25 protein-coding genes are annotated in these 21,631 nt (G+C 60.6%); 20 read left to right on the forward strand and 5 right to left on the reverse strand.

The window, feature by feature from the left end:
- Positions 1-48: 48 nt before the first annotated feature.
- Positions 49-894 (forward strand): 3'(2'),5'-bisphosphate nucleotidase CysQ, encoded by an 846-nt coding sequence (locus ACESTR_RS10990; RefSeq protein WP_278974353.1) that lies wholly within the window; start codon positions 49-51, stop codon positions 892-894.
- A gap of 320 nt (positions 895-1,214) precedes the next feature.
- Here ACESTR_RS10990 and ACESTR_RS10995 read toward each other — a convergent pair whose 3' ends face one another.
- Both ACESTR_RS10995 and ACESTR_RS11000 read right to left on the reverse strand, forming a co-directional pair.
- Positions 1,215-1,754, reverse strand: a complete 540-nt coding sequence (locus tag ACESTR_RS10995) for a hypothetical protein (protein WP_279063966.1) — start codon at positions 1,752-1,754, stop codon at positions 1,215-1,217.
- 42 nt (positions 1,755-1,796) lie between these two features.
- Positions 1,797-2,066 (reverse strand): hypothetical protein, encoded by a 270-nt coding sequence (locus ACESTR_RS11000; protein ID WP_009598904.1) that lies wholly within the window; start codon positions 2,064-2,066, stop codon positions 1,797-1,799.
- A gap of 127 nt (positions 2,067-2,193) precedes the next feature.
- Between ACESTR_RS11000 and trkA the strand changes: the two genes are divergently transcribed.
- The 7 genes from trkA to ACESTR_RS11035 all read left to right on the forward strand — a co-directional run bounded on the left by trkA (position 2,194) and on the right by ACESTR_RS11035 (position 9,385).
- Positions 2,194-3,534, forward strand: coding sequence for a Trk system potassium transporter TrkA (gene trkA / locus ACESTR_RS11005; protein ID WP_130063366.1), 1,341 nt, complete (start codon positions 2,194-2,196; stop codon positions 3,532-3,534).
- 41 nt (positions 3,535-3,575) lie between these two features.
- The gene (locus ACESTR_RS11010; RefSeq protein WP_014774373.1) at positions 3,576-5,048 is read left to right on the forward strand and encodes a GH3 auxin-responsive promoter family protein; all 1,473 of its coding nucleotides are present in this window, start codon (positions 3,576-3,578) and stop codon (positions 5,046-5,048) included.
- Positions 5,049-5,136: 88 nt separating this feature from the next.
- Positions 5,137-5,751, forward strand: a complete 615-nt coding sequence (locus ACESTR_RS11015) for a deoxynucleoside kinase (protein WP_014774372.1) — start codon at positions 5,137-5,139, stop codon at positions 5,749-5,751.
- A 3-nt stretch (positions 5,752-5,754) separates the two neighbouring features.
- Positions 5,755-7,197 carry a methyltransferase RsmF C-terminal domain-like protein gene (locus tag ACESTR_RS11020; protein WP_130063468.1) on the forward strand — a complete coding sequence of 481 codons (1,443 nt, stop codon included), beginning with the start codon at positions 5,755-5,757 and terminating at the stop codon, positions 7,195-7,197.
- A gap of 2 nt (positions 7,198-7,199) precedes the next feature.
- On the forward strand, positions 7,200-7,778 hold the full coding sequence (locus ACESTR_RS11025) for a MerR family transcriptional regulator (protein WP_130063470.1): 579 nt from the start codon (positions 7,200-7,202) through the stop codon (positions 7,776-7,778).
- A gap of 36 nt (positions 7,779-7,814) precedes the next feature.
- A complete protein-coding gene (locus ACESTR_RS11030) occupies positions 7,815-8,600 on the forward strand; it encodes a Nif3-like dinuclear metal center hexameric protein (protein WP_009598822.1) in 786 nt (261 codons plus the stop codon).
- 23 nt (positions 8,601-8,623) lie between these two features.
- Positions 8,624-9,385, forward strand: a complete 762-nt coding sequence (locus ACESTR_RS11035) for a zinc ribbon domain-containing protein (RefSeq protein ID WP_009598809.1) — start codon at positions 8,624-8,626, stop codon at positions 9,383-9,385.
- A 66-nt stretch (positions 9,386-9,451) separates the two neighbouring features.
- On the opposite strand, the gene ACESTR_RS11040 is transcribed toward ACESTR_RS11035, so the two are convergent.
- A complete protein-coding gene (locus ACESTR_RS11040; protein WP_014774368.1) occupies positions 9,452-9,901 on the reverse strand; it encodes a cupin domain-containing protein in 450 nt (149 codons plus the stop codon).
- Positions 9,902-10,201: 300 nt separating this feature from the next.
- Here ACESTR_RS11040 and ACESTR_RS11045 point away from each other — a divergent pair, with 300 nt between their 5' ends.
- The 8 genes from ACESTR_RS11045 to rsxA all read left to right on the forward strand — a co-directional run bounded on the left by ACESTR_RS11045 (position 10,202) and on the right by rsxA (position 17,589).
- Positions 10,202-11,782, forward strand: coding sequence for an NAD+ synthase (locus ACESTR_RS11045; protein ID WP_014774367.1), 1,581 nt, complete (start codon positions 10,202-10,204; stop codon positions 11,780-11,782).
- 3 nt (positions 11,783-11,785) lie between these two features.
- Positions 11,786-12,214, forward strand: a complete 429-nt coding sequence (locus ACESTR_RS11050) for a SoxR reducing system RseC family protein (protein WP_130063474.1) — start codon at positions 11,786-11,788, stop codon at positions 12,212-12,214.
- Complete coding sequence (locus tag ACESTR_RS11055; RefSeq protein ID WP_130063476.1) at positions 12,214-13,299, forward strand: RnfABCDGE type electron transport complex subunit B; 1,086 nt, start codon at positions 12,214-12,216, stop codon at positions 13,297-13,299. The genes ACESTR_RS11050 and ACESTR_RS11055 overlap by 1 nt, the downstream gene beginning before the upstream one ends.
- A 95-nt stretch (positions 13,300-13,394) precedes the next feature.
- Positions 13,395-14,738: an electron transport complex subunit RsxC gene (gene rsxC / locus ACESTR_RS11060; protein WP_195291586.1), complete on the forward strand. Its 1,344-nt coding sequence runs from the start codon at positions 13,395-13,397 to the stop codon at positions 14,736-14,738.
- Between the two features lie 30 nt (positions 14,739-14,768).
- Positions 14,769-15,740, forward strand: coding sequence for an RnfABCDGE type electron transport complex subunit D (locus ACESTR_RS11065; protein WP_195291585.1), 972 nt, complete (start codon positions 14,769-14,771; stop codon positions 15,738-15,740).
- Positions 15,741-15,753: 13 nt separating this feature from the next.
- Entirely contained in the window at positions 15,754-16,431 is a 678-nt protein-coding gene (locus ACESTR_RS11070) for an RnfABCDGE type electron transport complex subunit G (RefSeq protein ID WP_278713830.1), read from the forward strand.
- A complete protein-coding gene (locus ACESTR_RS11075; protein WP_009598807.1) occupies positions 16,424-17,008 on the forward strand; it encodes an RnfABCDGE type electron transport complex subunit E in 585 nt (194 codons plus the stop codon). The genes ACESTR_RS11070 and ACESTR_RS11075 overlap by 8 nt, the downstream gene beginning before the upstream one ends.
- Before the next feature lie 2 nt (positions 17,009-17,010).
- A complete protein-coding gene (gene rsxA / locus ACESTR_RS11080; protein ID WP_009598921.1) occupies positions 17,011-17,589 on the forward strand; it encodes an electron transport complex subunit RsxA in 579 nt (192 codons plus the stop codon).
- Between the two features lie 115 nt (positions 17,590-17,704).
- On the opposite strand, the gene ACESTR_RS11085 is transcribed toward rsxA, so the two are convergent.
- Positions 17,705-17,887 (reverse strand): hypothetical protein, encoded by a 183-nt coding sequence (locus ACESTR_RS11085; protein ID WP_022043759.1) that lies wholly within the window; start codon positions 17,885-17,887, stop codon positions 17,705-17,707.
- Positions 17,888-17,976: 89 nt separating this feature from the next.
- On the opposite strand from ACESTR_RS11085, the gene hpt reads away from it, so the two are divergent.
- The 3 genes from hpt to ACESTR_RS11100 are packed head-to-tail and all read left to right on the forward strand — an operon-like array spanning position 17,977 to position 19,429.
- A complete protein-coding gene (gene hpt / locus ACESTR_RS11090) occupies positions 17,977-18,519 on the forward strand; it encodes a hypoxanthine phosphoribosyltransferase (RefSeq protein ID WP_009598865.1) in 543 nt (180 codons plus the stop codon).
- Entirely contained in the window at positions 18,519-19,154 is a 636-nt protein-coding gene (locus tag ACESTR_RS11095) for a 7-carboxy-7-deazaguanine synthase QueE (protein ID WP_009598834.1), read from the forward strand. Before hpt ends, ACESTR_RS11095 begins: the two co-directional genes overlap by 1 nt.
- Positions 19,154-19,429: an FtsB family cell division protein gene (locus ACESTR_RS11100; RefSeq protein WP_009598852.1), complete on the forward strand. Its 276-nt coding sequence runs from the start codon at positions 19,154-19,156 to the stop codon at positions 19,427-19,429. Before ACESTR_RS11095 ends, ACESTR_RS11100 begins: the two co-directional genes overlap by 1 nt.
- 448 nt (positions 19,430-19,877) lie before the next feature.
- Here ACESTR_RS11100 and thiL read toward each other — a convergent pair whose 3' ends face one another.
- A complete protein-coding gene (thiL, locus tag ACESTR_RS11105) occupies positions 19,878-20,816 on the reverse strand; it encodes a thiamine-phosphate kinase (protein ID WP_009598785.1) in 939 nt (312 codons plus the stop codon).
- 151 nt (positions 20,817-20,967) lie between these two features.
- On the opposite strand from thiL, the gene aroQ reads away from it, so the two are divergent.
- Positions 20,968-21,396, forward strand: a complete 429-nt coding sequence (gene aroQ / locus ACESTR_RS11110) for a type II 3-dehydroquinate dehydratase (protein ID WP_009598850.1) — start codon at positions 20,968-20,970, stop codon at positions 21,394-21,396.
- The last annotated feature ends 235 nt before the right edge of the window (positions 21,397-21,631 follow it).

The following is a 21,631-nucleotide window of genomic DNA, read 5'->3' on the forward strand; positions in this document are numbered from 1 at the left end:
ACCTTTACCATGGCAATCGAAATTACCGAACTCAAAAAACGAGCTACGATGATAAACGACAAGGTGAGGATGTATCTGCTGCCGCCGCTGTTCAATGCGGCAGTCAGGGCCGGAGCCTCGATAATGAATATTTACAAGAATTTAGACGATTACGATATAAGCCTCAAAGACGACAAGACGCCGATCACCCTCGCCGACCGCCTAGCACACAAAACCATCCGCGAATATCTGGGCCGCACGCGCATCCCGATCCTGAGTGAGGAGGGCCGCGAGATGCGCTACGACGAACGCCGCAACTGGGAGTTGTACTGGCTGGTCGATCCGCTCGACGGAACGGTCGAGTTCATCAAGGGAAACAACGAATTTACCGTGAATATCGCCCTGATGGAGAACAACGTCTGCATGGGGGCGGTCATTTATGTCCCCTATTTCGAAAAGATGTACGTCGCCGGGCGGGATTCGGGTTCCTACGTCAAGGAGCATATTGCGCCGGATGCCGCCGCCGAATACACCTACGACCAGATCGTCACGGGCTGGCGGCAGCTGCCGCTCGAAGAGGGGGCGGAGCACCCCCGCCTGCGGGTGGCCGTGTCGCGGTCGCACCAGACGCCCGAAACGGCGGAGCATATCGCCCGCCTGCGCGAAGCGCATCCCGATCTGGAGATCATCGAGCAGGGGAGTTCCTACAAATTCTGCCTGCTGGCCGAGGGAAAGGTCGATTATTATGTCCGCACGACGCATACGTACGAGTGGGACACTGCCGCGGGCGAGCTGATCCTCGCCGAAGCGGGCGGCCGCACCCGCACGCTGCCCGATGACCGGGAACTGCTCTACAACGAGGAGGACCTGCGCAATCCGTGGTTCGTCTGCCGGTCGAAACACTGCAAGATTTGACGGAAGCGGTTCCGAACCGTTTCCGAGATATACGAAGAGAAAGTCGTCCGATGCACGGACGACTTTTTTATTGGTCAGTCAGTTGCGGGCCGCCCCGATTAGTCTCGGTCAGCCCCGGTTAGTCTCGGTCCGACCCCGGCCAATTCCGGTCAGTCTCGGTCAGTCTCGGCCTGCACCAGCCTGCACCGCCCAATTTCGGCCTGCCCTCGCCAGCTCGGCATCCTCCGGCCAGCTCCGGTCGGCATCCTCCGGCCAGCTCCGGTCGGCATCAGCCGATCCCGGCCGGGCGTCAACCTGCTAGCCTGCCTGTTGCGACCGAATTACTCCACCTGCGCCGCGCCGAGGAATCCCATGACGCTGAACAGCACGATTACGGCCACCAGTACGATGGAGAGCGTTGTGACGTATCTTTTTCCGGATTTGTGCCAGAAGGCGAGGATGCCCGCGAAGAGCGCGGTGTATAAAACGGCTTCGGGGATTCCGCCCAGATGATACTGCACGGGCAGGATCGTGTAGATGTAGCCGTCGAACGAGCCGGGCGTGGGACCTATGGTCGAGATGAAACTCAGGCCCAGAACCAGCCACGCCAGCTTGAGGAATCCGTTTTTGCCGTACAGGAATCCGCGTACGGGCAGCAGCGCCAGCGCGATCAGCACTCCGCGGAAAATCTGCAGTCCGGGGCCGAGCGCGACCCACGGTGAGCTTACGGGCCGCATCAGCAGAGCCAGCGACTCGGACGAGAAGTGGGTTCTGTAATCGAGGAAGAGCAGGGCGAAAACGCCGGCGGTGAAGTAGGCGATCACATGCGCCGAGCATATGCGCCAGACGAATGTCTTCGGGGATTCGGGTTGTCGGATCATGTTCGGCGGGTTTGCAGGGGTTTCAGTCCGTTCGCTCCGGGACTATTTCTTGTGCCCGGCCTCTTCGATGTCGCAGGCCGAGCAGTTGCCCGAACACCCCGCGGCCGTATGCGTGTCGGAGCAGCCGGCGCTGCCGTCCGCTTCGCGCGTTTCGTGTACGGCGCACTTGATGCCCAGCCGCTGCATGTTCTTGTTGGTCGAGATCTCGGAGTCGATGTTATGTCCCTTGATCATCAGCGTCAGCGACATGCCCACGACGAAAAGGGCCACGGCCCCCAGCGCGAACAGAAAAACGATTAACCATGTCGGCATATCAATAAGGTATTTTTACGTCCCGAAATTTTGGCTTTCGGTCACAAATGTATACATTTGTAAGATAAATTGCAAAAACGCTGCCCTCTCTTCGGCGGCGGATGCAAAAAGACAACGACGCAATACTATGAAAATCGTAATAGCGGGAGCGGGAGAGATGGGGAGCCATCTGGCGAAGATGCTGAGCGGCAACGGCCACGACATCACCATTATCGACAGCGACCAGAAACTGCTTTCCGACGTGGGGAGTCTGGCCGACGTGATTACCGTCGAGGGGGATTCGACGACCTTCGCCGTGCTCCGCAAGGCTTCGGTGCGCAAGTGCGACCTTTTCATCGCCGTGAACCACGAGGAGAACGACAACGTCGTGGCGGCGATGCTGGCTAAGAAGCTGGGCGCCCGGAAGTCCATCGCCCGCATCGACAACAACGAGTACCTCGAACCCAACAACAAGGAGATGTTCATCGACATGGGCATCGACTACCTGTTCTATCCCGAAAAGGTGGCGGCCCGCGAGGTCATCAACCTGCTGGGGCACACCTCGACTACGGAGTATGTCGATTTTTCGAGCGGCAAACTCTCGCTGGTGGTGTTCCGTCTGGAACCGGCCTCGCCGCTGGTGGGACGGCAGATCGAGGGCTTCGACGACGACGAGACGCCGCTGAGCTACCGCACGGTGGCCATCACGCGGGGCGGCGAGACGATCATCCCCCGGCAGGGCGAGATCTTCACCGAGGGCGACGTGATCTACGTCATCGCGCGTCAGGACGCCGTGAAGCAGGTCATGGAGTTCTCCGGGCAGTCCAATATCGAGATCAAGAACATGATGATCCTCGGCGGTTCGCGCATCGGCATCCGCATCGCCACCGAATTGCAGGAGGAGGTGAATATCAAGCTGGTCGATTACAACGCAGAGAAGGCCTATCGGCTGGCGGAGTTGCTGGATAAGACGCTGATAATCAACGAGGACGGCCGCAACACCGAGGCCATGATGGAGGAGGGGCTTTCCAATATGGACGCCTTCGTGGCCGTGACGGGCCGCAGCGAGACCAACATCCTCGCGGCGATGCTCGCCAAGCGCATGGGGGTCAAGAAGGTGATCGCCGAGGTCGAGAACCTCAATTACATCAACCTCGCCGAGTCGATCGGCATCGACACGATCATCAACAAGAAACTGGTGACGGCGTCGAACATATTCCGCTTCACGATGTCCACCGACGTGCAGGCCATCAAGTGCCTGACGGGCAGCGACGCCGAGGTGCTGGAGTTCATCGTCAAGCCCAACGCTCCGGCCGTCAAGACCCGGATCAAGGACATGGGACTTCCCGAAGATACGATCATCGGCGGCATCGTGCGCGGCGACAAGGTGTTCATCGCCGTGGACAATATGGAAATCAACCCCTACGACCGCGTGGTGGTCTTCGCCATGCCTGCGTCCGTGGGCAAAGTAGGATACTTTTTTAACTGACGGCGCGTGCCGCGCTGCCGGCAACGAAACCGAACAGACACGTGTCATTCAGAAGCATATTACTCAAAGCATGGTTTTCGCAGCGCGAGCGGGCCATCGACCGTTTCCGGCGCCGGCCGGCCGAGACGCAGGAACGCGTCTTCAGGCAGCTGCTGCGCCGCGGACGGCGGACCGAATTCGGCTGGCGTTACGACTTGGGGCATGTCCGCACGGTCGAACAGTTCCAGACGATGGTCGAAACGTTCGATTACGAGACGTTCAAGCCCTACATCGAGAAGATGCTGGCCGGCGAGAAAAACGTCGCCTCGCCGGGCCGCGTGAAGCTCTTCGCCCGTTCGTCGGGCACCACGTCGGACCGGAGCAAATACATCCCGGTCACGGAGGAGTCGCTCTGGTGGAACCATACGCTGGGCATGCGCGACGTGGCGACGGTCTTTTCGGGCAACAATCCGAAGACCGGGGTTTTCGAAGGCAAGACGCTGACGCTGGGCGGGTCGTGCAGCCGCGAAGGGCGCAATCTGGTGGGCGACCTGTCGGCCATACTGATACACGAGACGACGTTCTGGAGCGGCTGGTTCCGTGCGCCGCGTATGGCCACGGCGCTCATTCCCGACTTCGACCGCAAGGTCGAGGCGATCTGCCGCGAGTGCGTCGGCGAAAACATCACGGCCTTTGCGGGCGTGCCGTCGTGGAATTTGGCGATGATGCGTCGCGTGCTGGAATATACGGGGCGGCAGAACCTGCTCGAAGTGTGGCCCAACCTCTGCATGTTCGCCCACGGGGGCGTGGAATTCGGCCCTTACCGCCGCTCGTTCGAGGCGCTGATACCCTCGGAGCGGATGCAGTACATGGAGACCTACAACGCTTCGGAGGGCTTCTTCGCGCTGGCCGACGATCCGTCGCGCGACGACATGCTGCTGATGCTCGATTACGGCAACTTCTTCGAGTTCCGCAGCGGCGGGACGATCGTCCCGCTGGAGGGCGTGGAGTGCGGCCGTGTGTACGCCATGCTGATCACCTCGAACAACGGTTTGTGGCGTTACGAAATCGGCGATACGGTGGAGTTCACCTCGACGAATCCCTACCGGATCCGGTTCGCGGGCCGCACGCGGCAGTATATCAACGTCTTCGGCGAGGAGCTGATCGTCGATAACGCCGACCGTGCCCTGATCGCCGCCAGCAACGAGACCGGGGCCGTCGTCGGGGAGTATACCGTGGCGCCGTGCTACATGTCGCTCCGGGAGCGGGGCGCCCACGAGTGGATCGTGGAGTTCGAGCGTGAGCCCGACAGCCGCGAGCATTTCGCCGAGGCGCTCGACCGGGAGCTGCGGGCCGTGAATTCGGATTACGACGCCAAGCGCCGGACCACGCTCGAACGGCAGCGGCTGACGGTCGTGGACCGCGGGCTTTTCCTCGCATGGCTGCGCGCCCGCGGCAAGAACAAGGTGCCGCGGCTGGTCAACGACCGCCATGTGGCCGAGGAGATACTGGCGTTCGGCGGGGAGAAGAAGTGACGGCGGACGTTTTTGCGGCGCGACGCCATGATGACAGGGCGCCGGAATGCTCCGGCAGGACAAAAATGTAAAACAAATATCGTATAATATGTATATAGCAATTGCAGGCAACATCGGAAGCGGAAAGACGACGCTGACCCAGATTCTGACCAAGCGCTACAATGCCAAGTCGTATCTCGAAGAGTGCAACAACCCCTATATCGGCGACTTCTATGAAGATATGAACCGCTGGTCGTTCAATCTGCAGATGTACTTTCTGGGAAGCCGCATCCAGCAGACGATGGACATGCTTTCCGACGGCGGTTCGGGCGTGATTTTTCAGGACCGCACGGTTTACGAGGATGCGCATATCTTTGCCGGCAACCTCCATGAAATGGGGCTGATGCCTACGCGCGACATCGAAACCTACATGAAGATTTTCAGGCTGGTGACCGAGCTGATTCCCAAGCCCGACCTGCTGATTTATCTCAAGGCGAGCGTTCCGACGCTGATTTCGCAGATCCGCAAGCGCGGCCGCGAGTACGAGATGAATATCGACGAGCTGTACCTCAAGCGGCTGAACGACAAGTACAACAACTGGATAGACAACATATACGAAGGCGACGTGCTCGTGGTGGACAAGGACCATGAGGATTTCATTTCGGACCCTGCCGTGCTGGATAAAATCTGCGCGCGGCTGGATGCGCTTAATACCCGGAAGTAACGCATGACGCTGCCTGCGAAGTTTGCCGAGCGCGTTTTGCGCGATCTGGGCGATAGCGAGGGCGCGGCGCTCTGCGCGGCGCTCGACACCGAGCCGCCCGTGTCGGTGCGCCTGAACCCGGCCAAGTGCGGCGGTCCGGAGAACGGCGGAGCCGGGCGGGAGGAGGACGCGGACAAGGCGGCCGGCCGTTCGGACGGAGTGCAGCCTGCCGTGCTGGCCGACGCCGACGGCCGGGTGCCGTGGTGCGGCGACGGATATTACCTCGCGGCGCGGCCGCAGTTCACCTTCGACAGCGATTTTCATGCGGGGGCCTACTATGTGCAGGAGGCCGCGTCGCAGTTCGTGGGACATTTGTTGCAGGGTGTCGAAGTCGCCGGCAGGCGGATTCTCGACCTTTGCGCCGCTCCGGGCGGCAAGACGACGCTCTATGCGTCGCTCGCGGGGCCTGACGGGCTGGTCGTCGCCAACGAGATCGACCGCCGCCGCGCTCAGGTGCTGGCGGACAACGTCCGCAAGTGGGGCACGGGCAACGTTGCGGTGACGACGTGCGAAGCCCGGCAATTGGGCGGTTTCGAAGCGTGGTTCGACGTGGTGGCGGTGGATGCTCCCTGCTCCGGCGAGGGGATGTTCCGCAAGGACCGCGACGCCCGCGGCGAATGGAGCGAAGGCAATGTAAAGCTTTGTGCCGCAAGGCAGGACGAGTTGTTGCGTGAAGCGTGGCGTGCGCTCAAACCCGGCGGAGTGCTGATATACAGCACCTGTACGTTTAACCGCGACGAGGACGAAGGCGCGCTCGAACGGATGCTCGGCTGGGCGGAGGACGAAGCGGCGCAGGCCGGGGAGGTCGCCGTCGATGCGTCGTGGGGGATTGTCTGCGGACGCGTGGGCGCGTTCCGGACCTTCCGGTTTTATCCCCACCGGGCGCGCGGCGAGGGATTTTTTGCCGCCGTGGTCCGCAAGGCTTTCGATGCGGGCGGCCGCTGCCGCACGCCCAAGGCGCGGCGCACGGTCTTCGCTTCGGTGGACAGAGCTGCGGCAGCCGAGTTGCGCCGCTGGGTGAACAGCCCCGAACGGATGTGCTTCGCGACGGTCGCCGACACCTGTTACGGCTATTACGTCGCGCAGGCGGAAGCCGTGAAGGTTTTGGCCGAAGCGCTTCCGGTGATATATTCGGGCGTGGCGATGGGGCAGCTCTTCAAGGGGCGTCTGCGTCCCGATCCCGCGCTGGCGTTCTTCTGCGGACTGAACCGGGATGCGGTTCCCGCCGCGGAGCTGGACGAAGAGCAGACGCTCCGCTTCCTGCGCAGGCAGGAGATCGGGGCCGGACCTTTTGCCGAAGGGATCAATCTGGTGTGCGCGCGGGGCCGTGCGCTCGGATTCGCGAAGCGCATAGGAAACCGGGTAAACAACATGTACCCCAATTCATTGCGAATTATTAAACAATAGATATGGCCGAGAAACTTTTTTATTCGATGGGCGAAGTGGCCGAGATGTTCGATGTCAATGCGTCGCTGATCCGTCACTGGGAGTCGCAGTTCAGCGTCATCCGCCCCAAGCGCAACAAGAAAGGAAACCGTCTCTTCTCGCCGCGGGATGTCGAGAATCTCAAACTGATCTATCATCTGGTCAAGGAGCGGGGAATGACCCTCGAAGGGGCGAAGAAAGCACTCCGGCAGCAGCCTGCCGAGGGCGGAATGGAACGCGATGCGGAGCTGATGGAGCGTCTGCAGCGTATCCGCGCGCTGCTGGTCGAGGTGCGTGAGGACCTGAAGGCCGGCGAGGGGGAAATCCTTGCCGACGCTGACGCCGACGCCGATACTGACGCCGGTGCCGTGCCGGATGCGCCGGACGCCGAAGCCGCCGCACCCCGCCGCAGGGGCAAACCCGTGGTGAAGATCGCTGCGGAAGGTGAGGAAGCCGCCGATGCGGGACACTCGGTGGCGAAGCGTATCCGCAAACCCCGCCGCAAGAAGGAGGAGGTCGAAAACAAGGAGCTGTTCGCCTTTTACGAGCAGTCGCTGTTTTAGGCGGGGCCTCTATTAATACAGTTAACGATATAAATTATGCTTATCCGGGAAATAACCGACGTCATCGAGCGTTTTGCGCCGCTGGCGTGGCAGGAGTCGTACGACAACGCCGGGCTGATCGTGGGCCGGCCCGACGACGAGGTGCGCAAGGCGCTGTTGGCCGTGGACGTCACCGACGAGGTGATGGCCGAAGCCGAGCGCGAGGGGTGCGATCTGATCATCACGCACCATCCGATCGTTTTCCATGCCCTCAAGCGGTTCAATTCGGCCGATCAGGTGCAGCGCTGCGTCGAGCGGGCCATCCGCAGCGGCATTGCGCTCTATGCCTGTCACACCAATCTCGACAGCGCGCCGGAGGGGATGAGCTGGCGGCTGGCCGAGATGCTGGGCGTGGCGGACCTGCGTGTGCTGCAGCCCTCCGCGGCCGACGCGAAGGTCGGGTTCGGCGTGGTGGGCGAACTGCCGGGAGCCGTGGCGACCGTGGAGTTCATGCGCCATATCCAGCGAACGCTCGGCGTGCGCGTCGTGCGTCATAGCGACATCGCTTCGCCGGAGGTGCGCCGCGTGGCGGTCTGCACGGGGGCCGGGGCTTCGATGATCGGCGAAGCCCGCCGCGCAGGGGCCGACATCTACATCACGGCGGACATGAAGTACAACGACTTCATGACGCCCGATAAAGCCCTCACCGTAGCAGATATAGGCCATTTTGAAAGCGAATATTGCGCAATTCAGATTTTATTTGATATTTTATCGAAAAATTTGATTACCTTTGCGGTTCGCAAGAGTGAGGACTCGCGCAATCCGGTGAACTATTTGGTTTAAGTCTAAACTATAGAAGACATTATATGGCAACACAAAAGAAAACTGCCGAAGTTGATTATTCGATGCAGGAGAAGATCATGGCGCTTTACGAGCTGCAGAAGATCGACAGCAAAATCGATGAAATCAACAAGGTAAAAGGTGAACTGCCTCTTGAGGTACAGGACCTCGAAGATGAGATGACCGGCCTGAGAACCCGTATCGACAACATCAATGCCGAAATCGAGGAGCTGAATACGCTCACCAAACAGCGCAAGCGCGAGGTGGATCAGGCCAAGATTCTTATCGGAAACTACAAGGAACAACAGAACAACGTGCGCAACAACCGCGAGTTCGACGCCATCACCAAGGAGATCGAGTATCAGGAGCTGGAGATCGAGCTGGCCGAGAAGCGTCTCAAGGAGTACAGCGCCGGCGTGAAGGCCAAGAAGCTCCAGCTGGAGGAGGCCGAAGCCGTAGCCGACGGACGCGCCGCAGACCTTGCCGCCAAGAAGAGCGAGCTGGAGGGCATCGAGGCCGAGACCGCACCGCTGGTCGCCGAGTTCGAAGTGCAGGCCGACCGCGCCAAAGCCAAGATCGACGAGCGCCTGCTGGCGGCCTACAGCCGTATCCGCCAGAACGTCCGCAACGGACTGGCCGTGGTGACCGTCAAGCGCGACGCCTGCGGCGGCTGCTTCAACCGCATTCCCCCGCAGCGTCAGGTGGAAATCCGTCAGGGCAAGAAGATCATTATCTGCGAGTACTGCGGACGTATTCTCGTGACCGATCCCGAAGAGGTTCAGGAGTAGCGGATCATTCAGTAAACAAGAGGGCCGGAGTCATTCAACTCCGGCCCTCTTCGTTTTCGCGGGCGGCTACCACACGACCCCGACGTCGAGAATCACCCCGTCGTCGGCGTCGGACGATGCGAACGAATCGGCTTTGTACTGGACGCAGATCATAATCATCGGCTCCGCGCCGGTGTTGCGCAGCGCGCGTCGGCCGTCGGGGGAGACCCGGATTACGCTGCCCTCGCCGACGGCGAAGATTTTGCCGTCCACCTGAAACTCTCCGTCGCCCCGGATGATGATGTAGAGCTCCTCGTGCGTCTTGTGGGTGTGGAGGAACCCGACGCCTGCGCCCGGCTCGATGCGCTGGAACGACAACTCCGCGCCCGTGGCGCCGAGGGCGCTGCCCGCAAATACTTTTCCGGGGATCTCGACGCCCGGAGCCAAGATCAGCGTGTGCTGGTTCAACTCGTCCATCTTTCCTACTGTCACGGCAGCGAAATTCGCGCCGCCGGCTGTTTTTTCGACTTTTTTCATCTTTGCTGTACGTTTGGTTTGCTGATACGTTTGTATTCGGTCAGGGCAAAGATAAGGAGAACGTCCGTCGGATGCAAGACGGTACGTGCGCGTATGTTACTTACATTGAGGAAACTAATGCTGGGCGTCAGGCGGAACGGAACGTGAAAAAACGGAACTTTTTTTTCGCGCCGTGCGGAATCTCCGGCTGCCGGCGGCGGTGCGGCGAGTGTTAATTTATTAACATCAAAATCCTTCCGACTTTTATAAATATTCCTTAACTTTGCAAAGTCGTAATTTTCGGACTAAAATTACTAACAAATGAAGATAGCTATTGCCCAGTTGAACTACACGATCGGGGATATCGACGGCAACGCCTCGAAAATCATCGATTCCATCAACAAAGCGAAAGCGCAGCGCGCCGACCTTGTCATCTTTGCCGAACAGGCCGTGAGCGGGACACCGGCTTTCGATCTGCTGCGTAAGACGACCTTCCTCGAATTGTGCGAGGACGCGCTGGTCGAAATAGCTTCGTGCTGCGACGGCATCGCCGCGATCGTGGGACTGCCGATCCTCACGCGCGAGGGAACCATCAGCGCCGCGGCGCTGATTCAGGACCGCAAGGTGCTGCGCTACGTGGGCAAGAAATATATCACGGCCCGCCGCGAAATGGGCTTTCTCGTCCCCTCGAAAGGGTTCGAATATGCGACGATCAAAGGTCACAAGTGCGCCATCATCGTGGGCGACGACCTGAGCCGCGAGCACGATTTCGACAAGTCGGTCGAAACCGTCATCTCGATCAACGCCCGCAAATACGGCAAGGGCACCATGACCTACCGTTACGATATGATGCGTCATCTGTCGTTCGTCGAAGCCAAGAATCTGGTGCTGGTCAATCAGGTCGGAGGCGCGACGGACATCGTCTACGACGGCACGTCGGGCGCGTTCAACAACCGCGGCGAGCTGGTGCTGATGATGAAGCAGTTCGAGGAGGATTTCCAGATTTTCGACACCAAGGCCCAGAATCCTCCCGTCGGGGTTCCTTCGACCTACAACGACCGCACGCGGATGGTCTATCAGGCGGCCCGCTGCGGACTCCGCGACTTCTTCCTCAAGAACGGTTACAAGAAGGCCTGCATCGGCCTTTCGGGCGGTATCGACTCGGCCGTGGTGGCCTGTCTGGCCGCCGACGCGCTGGGCGCCGGGAATGTCCGCGCCCTGCTGCTGCCTTCGCAGTTCTCGTCGGACCATTCGGTCGAAGACGCCAAGAAGCTGGCCGAGAACCTCGGCATCGAATACAACGTAATTCCCATTACCGAAATATATACCAGTGTGGTGAATACCCTCAAGCCGGTCATCGGCGGGCGGGAGTTCGACGCCACGGAGGAGAATATCCAGACCCGTATCCGCACGGTGCTGCTGATGGCCGTGCAGAACAAGACGGATTACATTCTGCTCAACTCGTCGAACAAGAGCGAGAATGCGCTGGGCCTTTGTACGCTTTACGGCGATACGGCGGGTGCGTTCAGCCCCACGGGCGACCTCTACAAGAGCGAGATGTACGACGTGGCGCGTTATATCAACCGCACGTTTGGCAATGTGATTCCCGAAAACATTCTGGACAAGGAGCCGTCGTCGGAGTTGCATCCGGGACAGAAAGACAGCGATATTCTGCCGCCCTACGAGGTGGTGGACGCCATTCTGCTGCGCATGATTGAGGAGGGCCAGCACCGCGAGGAGATCGTCAATGCGGGGTTCGACTCGGAAGTCGTGGAGAAGATCCACTGCATGATCATGCGCAACGAGAAGAAGCGTTACCAGTTCCCGCCCGTGCTGCGCCTGTCGATGTGCTCGTTCGGGCACGAACGGCTGATGCCCCTGACCAATAAATACGGCGACTGAGGCGTGGCATCCGGAATCATCGAACACGAAGGGATCGTGTCGCGCGTCGAAGGCGACCGGGTCTATGTGAAGATTACCTCACAGAGCGCCTGCGGTGCCTGCAAGGCGCGCGAGGCCTGCGGCTTGGCCGAAGCGCAGGAAAAGATCGTCGAGGTGACGACCCCCGGAGCGCAGCAACACTACACCGCAGGCGAAAGCGTTACGGTCGGCGTCCGCCGCAGTGCGGGCGCTGTCGCCGTTATATTGGCCTATGTGGGCGCGCTGGCGGTGCTGCTGGGGGCGCTGGCCGCGGCGGTCGCCGCGCTGGGCTGGAGCGAAGGCCGCAGCGCCTTGGCGGCATTGGCCGCCGTAGGCGTCTATTACTGCGTGTTATGGCTCTTCAGGCATAAAATCGAACACACAATTCATTTCTCAATAACCAAAAACTACTGATGGAAGTATTACTTTACACAATCCTGACGCTGTGTGCGCTGGGAGTGCTTTCCGCGGTGATCCTCTATTTCGTGGCCCAGAAATTCCGGGTCGAGGAGGATCCCAGAATCGACGAGGTGGAGAAGATGCTGCCGGGCGCGAACTGCGGCGGCTGCGGTTTCGCCGGCTGCCGCGGCATGGCCGATGCGCTCGTGAAGCAGGACGACATTTCGTCGCTCTTCTGTCCCGTGGGCGGCGGCGACTGCATGAAGGCCGTCGCGGCTTACCTCGGCAAGTCCGCTCCCGAAAAGGAACCGCAGGTCGCTACCGTGCGCTGCGGCGGAACCTGCGAGAAGCGTCCCCGCACCAACGATTTCAACGGCGCCAAGTCATGCGCCGTGGCTTCGTCGCTCTATGTGGGCGAAACGGGCTGTGCGTTCGGCTGTCTGGGATTCGGGGACTGCGTCGTCTCCTGTGCTTTCGACGCGATCCGCATGAATCCCGAAACGGGGCTTCCCGAAGTCGATCCCGATAAGTGTACGGCTTGCGGCGCCTGCGTGAAGGCATGTCCCAAAATGATTATCGAGCTGCGCAAGAAGTGGCCCAAGAACCGTGCGGTATACGTGTCGTGCGTGTCGAAGGACAAGGGCGCCGTGGTGATGAAAGCCTGCAAGGCCGGATGTATCGGCTGCGGCAAGTGCCAGAAGGTGTGCGCGTTCGACGCGATTACGATTGCGAACAACCTCGCCTATATCGACCCGCAGAAGTGTAAGCTCTGCCGCAAGTGCGTGAACGAGTGCCCGACGGGTGCGATCCGGCTGGTCGGCATGGAACCGCTGCCCAAGGCGCCGAAGACTCCGGCGGCTCCCGCTGCGCCGAAGGCGGCGCCGGTTGCTGAGAAAACGGCACCGGCCGCAGAGAAGGCTGTTGAATCCGCCAAGCCGGCTGCGGAGAAGGCCGCGCTTGCATCCGGGCAGGCCGCTCCGGCCGAAGTTTCTAAGGCGGCCGCAGTCGAAAAGCCTGCCGGGAGTGCCGCTGCGCCTGAGAAGGCCGCGCCCAACGCTGAGAAGGCCGCTCCGGCGGAAACCGCTTCCAAAGCCGAATAAACGGATTTTTCCGCAGAGCCGGGGCGGGTGTGGACCTGCCGGGGCGGCGGAAGACGAAGGAAAGAATCCAACCGAAAAAACAGAGAAATTAAGATATGAAGACATTTCCAATAGGCGGAGTCCATCCGTCGGAAAATAAACTGAGCGGCGCCAAACCGATCGAGGTGCTTCCGCTGCCCGATGCGGTGGCGATTCCCCTCGCACAGCATATCGGCGCGCCCGCCGCGGCCAAGGTCGCCAAGGGCGACAAGGTGCTGACGGGACAGCTCATCGCAGAGGCGTCAAGCTTTATGTCGGCCAATATCCACTCCCCGATTTCGGGAACGGTGACGGCTGTCGATGCCGTCCCCAACGGTCAGGGGCTGCGTCAGGTGATGATTACGATCAAACGCGAGGGCGACGAGTGGGCCGAAGGCATCGACCGTTCGGAGACGCTCGTCCGCGAGTGCGCGCTTTCGTCCGCGGAGATCATCGCCCGGATCAAGGACGCCGGTATCGTCGGCATGGGCGGTGCGACGTTCCCCACGCATGTGAAACTCTCGGTTCCTCCCGGAAAAAAGGCCGAAGCGTTGATTATCAACGGCGTGGAGTGCGAGCCTTACCTGACCTCCGACCACCGTACGATGCTCGAACACGGCGAGGAGCTGCTCGTGGGCGTGACGATCCTGATGAAGGCGATCGCCGTGGAGAAGGCTTACATCGGCATCGAAAACAACAAACCCGACGCCATAGCTCACCTGCGCAAACTGGCCGAAGGGTATAAGGGGATCGAAGTGGTGCCCCTCAAGGTGAAATATCCGCAGGGCGGTGAGAAACAGCTGATCGCCGCCGTGACGGGGCGCGAGGTGCCGCCTCCGCCCGCGCTTCCGATCGACGTGGGCGCCGTGGTGTGCAACGCTTCGACGACCTATGCCGTCTATCAGGCCGTGCAGAAGAACAAGCCGCTCATTGAGCGCGTGGTGACCGTCACGGGCAAGGGCGTGAAGGAGCCGAAGAACCTGCTGACCCGCATGGGCACGCCGATTTCGGCATTGCTCGAAGCGGCCGGAGGGCTTCCCGCCGATGCGGGCAAGGTGATCAACGGCGGTCCGATGATGGGCCGGGCGATGGTCAACCTCGATTCGCCCGTGACCAAGGGGTGTTCGGGCATTACGGTGATGAGCGGCCGCGACGCCGTGCGCCGCGAGGCTTCGCAGTGCATCAAGTGCGCCAAGTGCGTGGCCGCCTGCCCGATGGGGCTTGAACCCTATTACCTCTCGAAAATGACGCAGAAGAAGGGCTGGGACGCGCTCGAAGAGCAGATGATCACTTCGTGTATCGAGTGCGGCTGCTGTCAGGCTTCGTGTCCCTCGTACCTGCCGCTGCTGGACTGGGTGCGTCTGGGCAAGCAGACCGTTATGGGAATCATCCGTGCGCGTGCCGCGGCTCCCAAGAAGTAAATCTCCGAACGTAAAAAATACCAAATATTTATGGCAAACAAACTTGTAGTTGCTCCCGCACCGCACGTACAGACCTCGCAGTCTACGGCCCGGATCATGCGCGACGTCGTGATCGCGCTGATGCCCGCGCTGGCGGTCTCGGCCGTGGTGTTCGGAGTGGACGTACTGCGTGTCACGGCGCTTTCGGTCGCGGCCTGCGTACTGTTCGAATATCTGATTCAGAAGTTTCTGGTCCGCGGCGCTTCGACCATCGGCAACTGGTCGGCGGTGGTGACCGGCGTGTTGCTGGCCTTCAACCTGCCCGCGTCGATTCCTTGGTGGATCGTGCTGATCGGCGCTTTCGTCGCCATCGCCATCGCTAAGATGACCTTCGGCGGACTGGGCAAGAATCCGTTTAACCCCGCGCTGGTGGGCCGTGTGTTCCTGCTGATCGCCTATCCGGTGCAGATGACCTCGTTCCCCGTACCGGTGAACGGCTCGTTCGACGCGCTGTCGGGCGCGACGCCGCTGGCGGCTGTGAAACACGGCGCTGCCGCCGACGTGCTCGGCGTGCAGGAACTGCTTTTGGGCAACATGCCGGGTTCGCTGGGCGAGGTGGCCGCGCTGGCATTGATCTGCGGCTTCGTCTACCTGCTGTGGCGGCGCGTCATCACGTGGCAGATTCCCGTGACGATCCTCGGCACGATGGCGCTGTTCGCGTTTGTCGTCGCGGCGGCGAAGGGAGGACTCTCGGCCGGTCCGGTGCTGTGGCAGTTCCCGTTGTTCCATGTGCTGGCCGGCGGCGCGCTGCTGGGTGCGATCTTCATGGCGACGGACTATTCGACCTCGCCGATGACTGTCCGGGGCGGCGTGATCTTCGGCGTCGGCATCGGCGCGATTACGATGTGCATCCGTCTTTGGGGCGCCTATCCCGAAGGCATGTCGTTCGCGATCCTGATCATGAACGCCGTGGTGCCGCTGATCAACAAATATGTCAAACCCAAGCGCTTCGGCGTAAAATAGGAGTGACGCAGATATGAAAAGTACACTTTTGAATATGACGGCCGTGCTCTTCGGCATCACCCTCGTCGCTTCGGCCGGGGTGGGCGCCGTGAACATGATCACGGCGGAACCGATCGCTCAGGCCGAGCAGGCGGCGAAAACCGCCGCGCTGAACGGCGTGCTTCCGGCGTTCGATGAGACGGCGGCCGAGACGCTGACCATCGACGAAATGCCGATCACGGTCTACACCGCGACCAAGGGCGGCCAGCTGGCCGGATATGCCGTGGAATCGATGACCAAGAACGGTTTCGGCGGCGCGATCAACATGATGGTGGGCTTCACGCCCGACGGCGAGGTAATCAACGTCAATGTCCTGAAGCAGGCGGAGACGCCCGGACTGGGAACCAAGATGGCCGACGCCGACAACGTGCTGCTGCGCAGCGTCAAGGGGCAGAAACTCGAAGAGAAGAAGCTCGTGAACGGCAAGCTGGCCGTCGCCAAGGACGGCGGCGACGTCGATGCGCTGACGGCGGCGACCATTTCGTCGCGCGCCTATGTGGATGCGATCAACCGTGCATGGATGGCTTACAAGAGCGTTGCGACGGGTGCAACCCCGACCGACGTGTCGTCCGGCGCGACTTCCGCGGCCGGAGATTCGGCGGAGGAACAAACCAGCGGGCCTGAGGCTCAGGAAGGAGGACAAAATGAATAAGCTGAATATCATCGTAAGCGGCATCGTCAAAAACAACCCGACGTTCGTGCTGGTGCTGGGCATGTGCCCCACGCTGGGTACGACGACCTCGGCCGAAAACGGCATGGGCATGGGACTGGCGACGATGGCCGTGCTGATCATGTCTAATCTGGTGATCTCGCTCATCAAGAACATCATTCCGGACAAGGTCCGCATCCCGGCGTTCATCGTCGTGATCGCTTCGTTCGTGACCGTTATCCAGATGCTGATGCAGGCATACGTGCCGGCGTTGTACGCTTCGCTGGGCGTATTTATCCCGCTGATCGTGGTGAACTGCATCATCCTCGGCCGCGCCGAGGCGTTCGCTTCGAAGAACTCGCCGCTGGATTCGATCCTCGACGGCGTGGGCATCGGTCTGGGCTTTACGCTGGCCCTGACGGCCGTGGGCGCCGTGCGCGAAATACTGGGCAGCGGCGCGATTTTCGGCGTCAGCCTCGGTACGGCGGATTTCATGCCGCTGATCTTCGTACTCGCACCGGGCGCGTTCCTCGTGCTGGGATACCTCATGGTTTTGTTTAATAAATTAGCCAAGAAATAGTTATGGAGCTTTCCTATTTTGCAATCATCATCGGCGCCATCTTCGTAAACAACGTCGTGCTGGCGCAGTTCCTCGGCATCTGCCCCTTCTTGGGCGTGTCGTCGAAAGTCGAGACCTCGATGGGCATGGGGGCTGCCGTAACGTTCGTCATGGCGATCGCCGCCGTGGTGGCATGGCTGATCCAGACCTATGTGCTCGTCCCGCTGGACATCGTCTACATGCAGACCATCGTCTTCATTCTCGTGATCGCGGCGTTGGTGCAGATGGTCGAGATCATGCTGAAGAAACTTTCTCCCTCGCTCTATCAGGCGCTGGGTATCTTCCTGCCCCTCATCACGACCAACTGCGCCGTGCTGGGCGTGGCGATCCTGATGATCCAGAAGGAGTTTAACCTGCTGCAGAGCGTCACCTATTCGGTGGCTACGGCGCTGGGCTTCGCCCTCGCGCTGGTGCTCTTCGCCGGTATCCGCGAGCGTCTCGATTTCGAGGACGTTCCCAAAGCCTTCAAGGGGGTGCCCATCGCGCTGATTACGGCCGGTATCCTCGCCATGGCCTTCATGGGATTTTCGGGGCTGGTGTAAGTGCCGAACCGGTAGCGGCTGTCGGGAAGAAAACAGTCGCCGGGAGCATGGCGGGGAAGGTTACGCCGCCGCTCTGGACACGAAAAAGGGAAGTTGCTTCGGCAACTTCCCTTTCTTATTTCGCCTGCAGGCTGTCGGCCTGTTCGGCGGGCGGCACGAACCGCTGGCGGATCGCCTCTTTGGCCGTGCGGGAGATGTAGGCCCAGCGCGTGGCGATCATGACGAGCAGCATCGCCACGACGGCGATCATCATCAGCTCCTGCCCGGACCGGGCTTTGAACCATTCGGAAAGTTTCATGTTTTTGCGATTATTTTCGGTTGAAACGTTCGTTTCTTGCGTGCAATTAATTAATTTTGCAAAAATAACAATAAAAACCCGGATTCGAAATGAAGGATATCATAAAACTTCACGACAGAAAGTTCAAAATCATGATTCCCGCCGAGAAAATCGACGAGGCTGTGTCGGCTGTTGCCCAGCGCATAAACGAGGATTACGGCGACAAGGAGACGCCGCTGTTCGTCGGCGTATTGAACGGTTCGTTCATGTTCATGAGCGATCTGATCAAGAAAATCGAGTTCAACAACGAGCTGTCGTTCGTGAAGCTGGCCTCGTACGAGGGAACCTGTTCGTCGGGCTGCGTCAAGAGCCTGATCGGGCTGAACGGCAGCATCGAAGGCCGCCACGTGATCGTGGTCGAGGATATCGTCGATACGGGCGAGAGCATCGAGTACATGATTTGCGACCTCAAGGCGCAGAAACCCGCGAGTCTCGAAGTCTGCACGCTCTTTTTCAAACCGGGGTCCTACCGCAAGCAGATTCCGATCAAGTACCGCGCGATGGAGATCGGCAATGAATTCATCGTTGGCTACGGACTGGATTACGACCAGCTGGGCCGCAGTCTGAAAGATATTTACGTGGTCACCGAATAATGGCTTTCACCACAGATACCGAACTGCTGGACGGAGGACGCCTGCTGCCCCTCGTCGAGGATTTCTATACCATTCAGGGCGAAGGTTTCCATGCGGGGAAACCCGCCTATTTTATCCGTTTGGGCGGGTGCGACGTGGGGTGCCGCTGGTGCGACGCCAAGTATACGTGGAATCCGAAACTCTATCCGCCGACCGACGTGCGGACGGTCATCGACCGCGCGCTGGCATGTCCGGCGCAGGCGATCGTCATTACGGGCGGCGAGCCGCTGCTCTATCCGTTGGGCGTATTGACCGAAACCCTGCACGAGAAGGGGTTGCAGATTTTTCTGGAGACCTCCGGAACGCACCCTTTCAGCGGTTACTTCGACTGGGTATGTCTGTCGCCCAAACGGCAGCAGCCCCCGCTGGACGAAGCGCTGGAGCGGGCGCACGAGCTGAAGGTGATCGTCGAAAGCGAAAGCGACTTCGAATGGGCCGAGCGGAACGCCGCACGGGTGCGGCCGGAGTGCATGCTCTACCTGCAGCCCGAATGGAGCGTCGCCGAACGGGTGATGCCCGCGATGGTCGAGTACGCCAAGGCGCATCCGAAGTGGAATATCTCCATACAGACGCATAAATACATGCACATACCCTGATGAGTTTCGAGGTGGGCCGGAAGTTCTGGATCGCCGCCACGGCGGTCATTGTCGTCGTCACGCTGTTCGTGGTGGGGCGCAATTCGCTGCATGCCGTGAAAATCAAGCGTCAGATCAATGCGATGACCCGCGAGAAGGAGTATTACCGGACGAAGATCGAGCAGGACAGCACGCTGCTGGAGCGGTTGCAGTATGACGATTATCTGGAGGAGTACGCCCGCGAAAATTACCACATGCAGCGGAGGGGCGAACACGTCTATATTATCAAGGAATAAGTCTTATGCCGGGAGGCGGCTCCCGGAGTCAGTGAAATGCGGCGGCCTTCGGGCCGCTGTTTTTTGTTATGGCTGCCGAGGGGCGATATGGCTGCCGAGGGACGATATGCCTGCCGAGAGGTGATATGCCGGGCGGTGCGATGGGGAGGGGTTTGTTCGGGTGCCGTTTTTTTTGTTGCGGCCTGCTGAGGGACGAAATGTTGTCGAAGGGCGAAACGTTGGCTGAGAGGTGATATGCCGGGCGGTTTGTTTGGCCGGGCGGTCGGTGCGATTCCCGGTCGGTTTGGTTGCCGGTTTGTTCGGTCGCCGATTCTCCGCCGCCGGCTTTTGGTGGCCGGTTCGTACGGTTGCCGATTCGTTCGGGGAGTATTTTTTGTCGGGGCGGTTGGCCGGTTTTTGGGTTTGCTGGTTTTCCGGGGCGATTTTCCCGTCGGCGGTTGCGGAAATGTCAGTAATGCGTGAAGCCGTGCCAGTCGAGGGGGCGGAGCGTTCCGTTTTCGAACCACTCCAGCTCTCTGCCGTCCGTGATCCGGCCGACGGGGTGGAGCGGGGCGCCGAACCGGGCGAGGAAGTCGGCGGCGAGACGTTCCGCGTCTGCGCACTCGGCCGTAAGCAGAAGGACGTAGTCCTCGCCGGCGCAGGCGGCGGTCCGGATGTCCGCATCTGCGGCGGCCGGAATCCGCTCGGTGTCGATGGCGGCGCCGACGCCTGAACGCTCCATGATGTGGCGGATGTCCGACGCCAGCCCGTCCGAAATATCCATCATGGCATGTACTTCGTGCCGCCGGCCGAGCCAGAGGCCTTCGGCGACCTGCGGCCGGGGATTGCGGTGTATGGCAGCGGCGGGGGTGTCGTAACGGCCCGCGAGAATGTCGCGCAGGCCCGCCCCGGAGGCTCCGAGCGCTCCCGCCGTGAAAATCACGTCGCCGGGACGCGCTCCGCTGCGGCGTTTGATATGCGTGTCGGCGGCGCGGCCGATGGCGGTGACGTTGATCGTGATGCCTGCCGCCGAACGGGTGGTGTCGCCCCCGGCGAGCGTTACGCCGAATTCTTGGGACAGCTCCCGGTAACCCTGCATGAACTCTTCGGCCCACGCTCCGGTCGCATCGTCGGGCAGCGAGAGTGACAGCAGGGTGGCGATGGGACGGGCGCCCATCGAGGCCACGTCGCTCAGGTTTACGGCGAGGGATTTGCGCCCCAGCCCCCGTGCGGAGGTGGCGGTGCGCAGGAAATGCACCCCTTCGGCGAGCATGTCCGTAGTGAAGACGAGCGATTCGCCGCCGCCGACGGGCAGCACGGCGCAGTCGTCGCCGATACCTTCGAACCCGTTGTCGGGGAGCGTTGCGAAAAGGTCTTTTATGCGGTCGATGAATCCGAATTCGGTCATGGTTTTCCGGGCGGTTTGACGTATATTGCGCCGTTACGGTCGCTTTATATTGGGTGATATTAAACAAAGATATTAAAAAATTCTTTAAAATCACTATCTTTGTCTGCGAATCGCGGCGGGCGGAGTCCGTGTGCGGCTAACAGTCGGAACTATGAAAATATTGATTCTCAACGGCCCGAACCTCAATCTGCAGGGGCGGCGCGACACCGGAGTTTACGGTACGCAGACCTTCGAAACCTTCTTCGAACGGCTCCGGTCGCTCTATCCCGCCGTCGGATTCGGCTACTTCCAGTCCAATATCGAAGGCGAGTTGATCGACGCCGTACAGCAGGCCGACGGCGTTTACGACGGTGTGGTGCTCAACGCCGGGGGATATACCCATACCTCGGTGGCGCTGCGCGACGCGGTGTCGGCGGTGTCGGTTCCCGTCGTCGAGGTGCATATCTCGTCGATCCTCGCGCGCGAGGAGTTCCGCCACGTCTCGCTGCTGGCCCCCGTGGCCAAAGGCTCGATCATGGGATTCGGGCTGGATTCCTACCGGTTGGGAGTCGAAGCGCTGCTGCTTGGCGGCGAAAAGTAGAAAGCCGCTTCCGGCTGCATGCCGTTTGCATAGGAGCAGGTGCGGGCTGCCGCTTTCGGGGATTCCGGAGCGTTTCCTGTCGGAGCGGGAGAGGCCGGCGCTTCTGCCGCGCAGGCGGCAGCGGGTTTCCTCGGAGAAGGGGAGTCGGGGCGGACCGGAATTACCGAGACGGCTCAAGGCTGCCGCGGAATATGTCGATCACACAATAATGTTCAAATTATAAGCATCATACGTT

It is taken from the genome of Alistipes sp. DJF_B185, from assembly GCF_964250025.1.
Classification (GTDB): domain Bacteria; phylum Bacteroidota; class Bacteroidia; order Bacteroidales; family Rikenellaceae; genus Alistipes; species Alistipes finegoldii.

Bases quoted from the DNA above. Each gene is read 5' to 3' on its own strand.
- ACESTR_RS11035 (WP_009598809.1), top strand. From the start codon at position 8,624: ATGGCAACACAAAAGAAAACTGCCGAAGTTGATTATTCGATGCAGGAG.
- ACESTR_RS11030 (WP_009598822.1), top strand. From the start codon at position 7,815: ATGCTTATCCGGGAAATAACCGACGTCATCGAGCGTTTTGCGCCGCTG.
- ACESTR_RS11020 (WP_130063468.1), top strand. From the start codon at position 5,755: ATGACGCTGCCTGCGAAGTTTGCCGAGCGCGTTTTGCGCGATCTGGGC.
- rsxC (WP_195291586.1), top strand. From the start codon at position 13,395: ATGAAGACATTTCCAATAGGCGGAGTCCATCCGTCGGAAAATAAACTG.
- ACESTR_RS11045 (WP_014774367.1), top strand. From the start codon at position 10,202: ATGAAGATAGCTATTGCCCAGTTGAACTACACGATCGGGGATATCGAC.
- ACESTR_RS10995 (WP_279063966.1), bottom strand. From the start codon at position 1,754: ATGATCCGACAACCCGAATCCCCGAAGACATTCGTCTGGCGCATATGC.
- ACESTR_RS11070 (WP_278713830.1), top strand. From the start codon at position 15,754: ATGAAAAGTACACTTTTGAATATGACGGCCGTGCTCTTCGGCATCACC.
- hpt (WP_009598865.1), top strand. From the start codon at position 17,977: ATGAAGGATATCATAAAACTTCACGACAGAAAGTTCAAAATCATGATT.
- ACESTR_RS11095 (WP_009598834.1), top strand. From the start codon at position 18,519: ATGGCTTTCACCACAGATACCGAACTGCTGGACGGAGGACGCCTGCTG.
- rsxA (WP_009598921.1), top strand. From the start codon at position 17,011: ATGGAGCTTTCCTATTTTGCAATCATCATCGGCGCCATCTTCGTAAAC.
- ACESTR_RS11085 (WP_022043759.1), bottom strand. From the start codon at position 17,887: ATGAAACTTTCCGAATGGTTCAAAGCCCGGTCCGGGCAGGAGCTGATG.
- ACESTR_RS11075 (WP_009598807.1), top strand. From the start codon at position 16,424: ATGAATAAGCTGAATATCATCGTAAGCGGCATCGTCAAAAACAACCCG.
- ACESTR_RS11055 (WP_130063476.1), top strand. From the start codon at position 12,214: ATGGAAGTATTACTTTACACAATCCTGACGCTGTGTGCGCTGGGAGTG.
- ACESTR_RS11100 (WP_009598852.1), top strand. From the start codon at position 19,154: ATGAGTTTCGAGGTGGGCCGGAAGTTCTGGATCGCCGCCACGGCGGTC.
- trkA (WP_130063366.1), top strand. From the start codon at position 2,194: ATGAAAATCGTAATAGCGGGAGCGGGAGAGATGGGGAGCCATCTGGCG.
- ACESTR_RS11025 (WP_130063470.1), top strand. From the start codon at position 7,200: ATGGCCGAGAAACTTTTTTATTCGATGGGCGAAGTGGCCGAGATGTTC.
- aroQ (WP_009598850.1), top strand. From the start codon at position 20,968: ATGAAAATATTGATTCTCAACGGCCCGAACCTCAATCTGCAGGGGCGG.
- ACESTR_RS11015 (WP_014774372.1), top strand. From the start codon at position 5,137: ATGTATATAGCAATTGCAGGCAACATCGGAAGCGGAAAGACGACGCTG.
- ACESTR_RS11040 (WP_014774368.1), bottom strand. From the start codon at position 9,901: ATGAAAAAAGTCGAAAAAACAGCCGGCGGCGCGAATTTCGCTGCCGTG.
- ACESTR_RS11000 (WP_009598904.1), bottom strand. From the start codon at position 2,066: ATGCCGACATGGTTAATCGTTTTTCTGTTCGCGCTGGGGGCCGTGGCC.
- ACESTR_RS11065 (WP_195291585.1), top strand. From the start codon at position 14,769: ATGGCAAACAAACTTGTAGTTGCTCCCGCACCGCACGTACAGACCTCG.
- ACESTR_RS10990 (WP_278974353.1), top strand. From the start codon at position 49: ATGATAAACGACAAGGTGAGGATGTATCTGCTGCCGCCGCTGTTCAAT.
- thiL (WP_009598785.1), bottom strand. From the start codon at position 20,816: ATGACCGAATTCGGATTCATCGACCGCATAAAAGACCTTTTCGCAACG.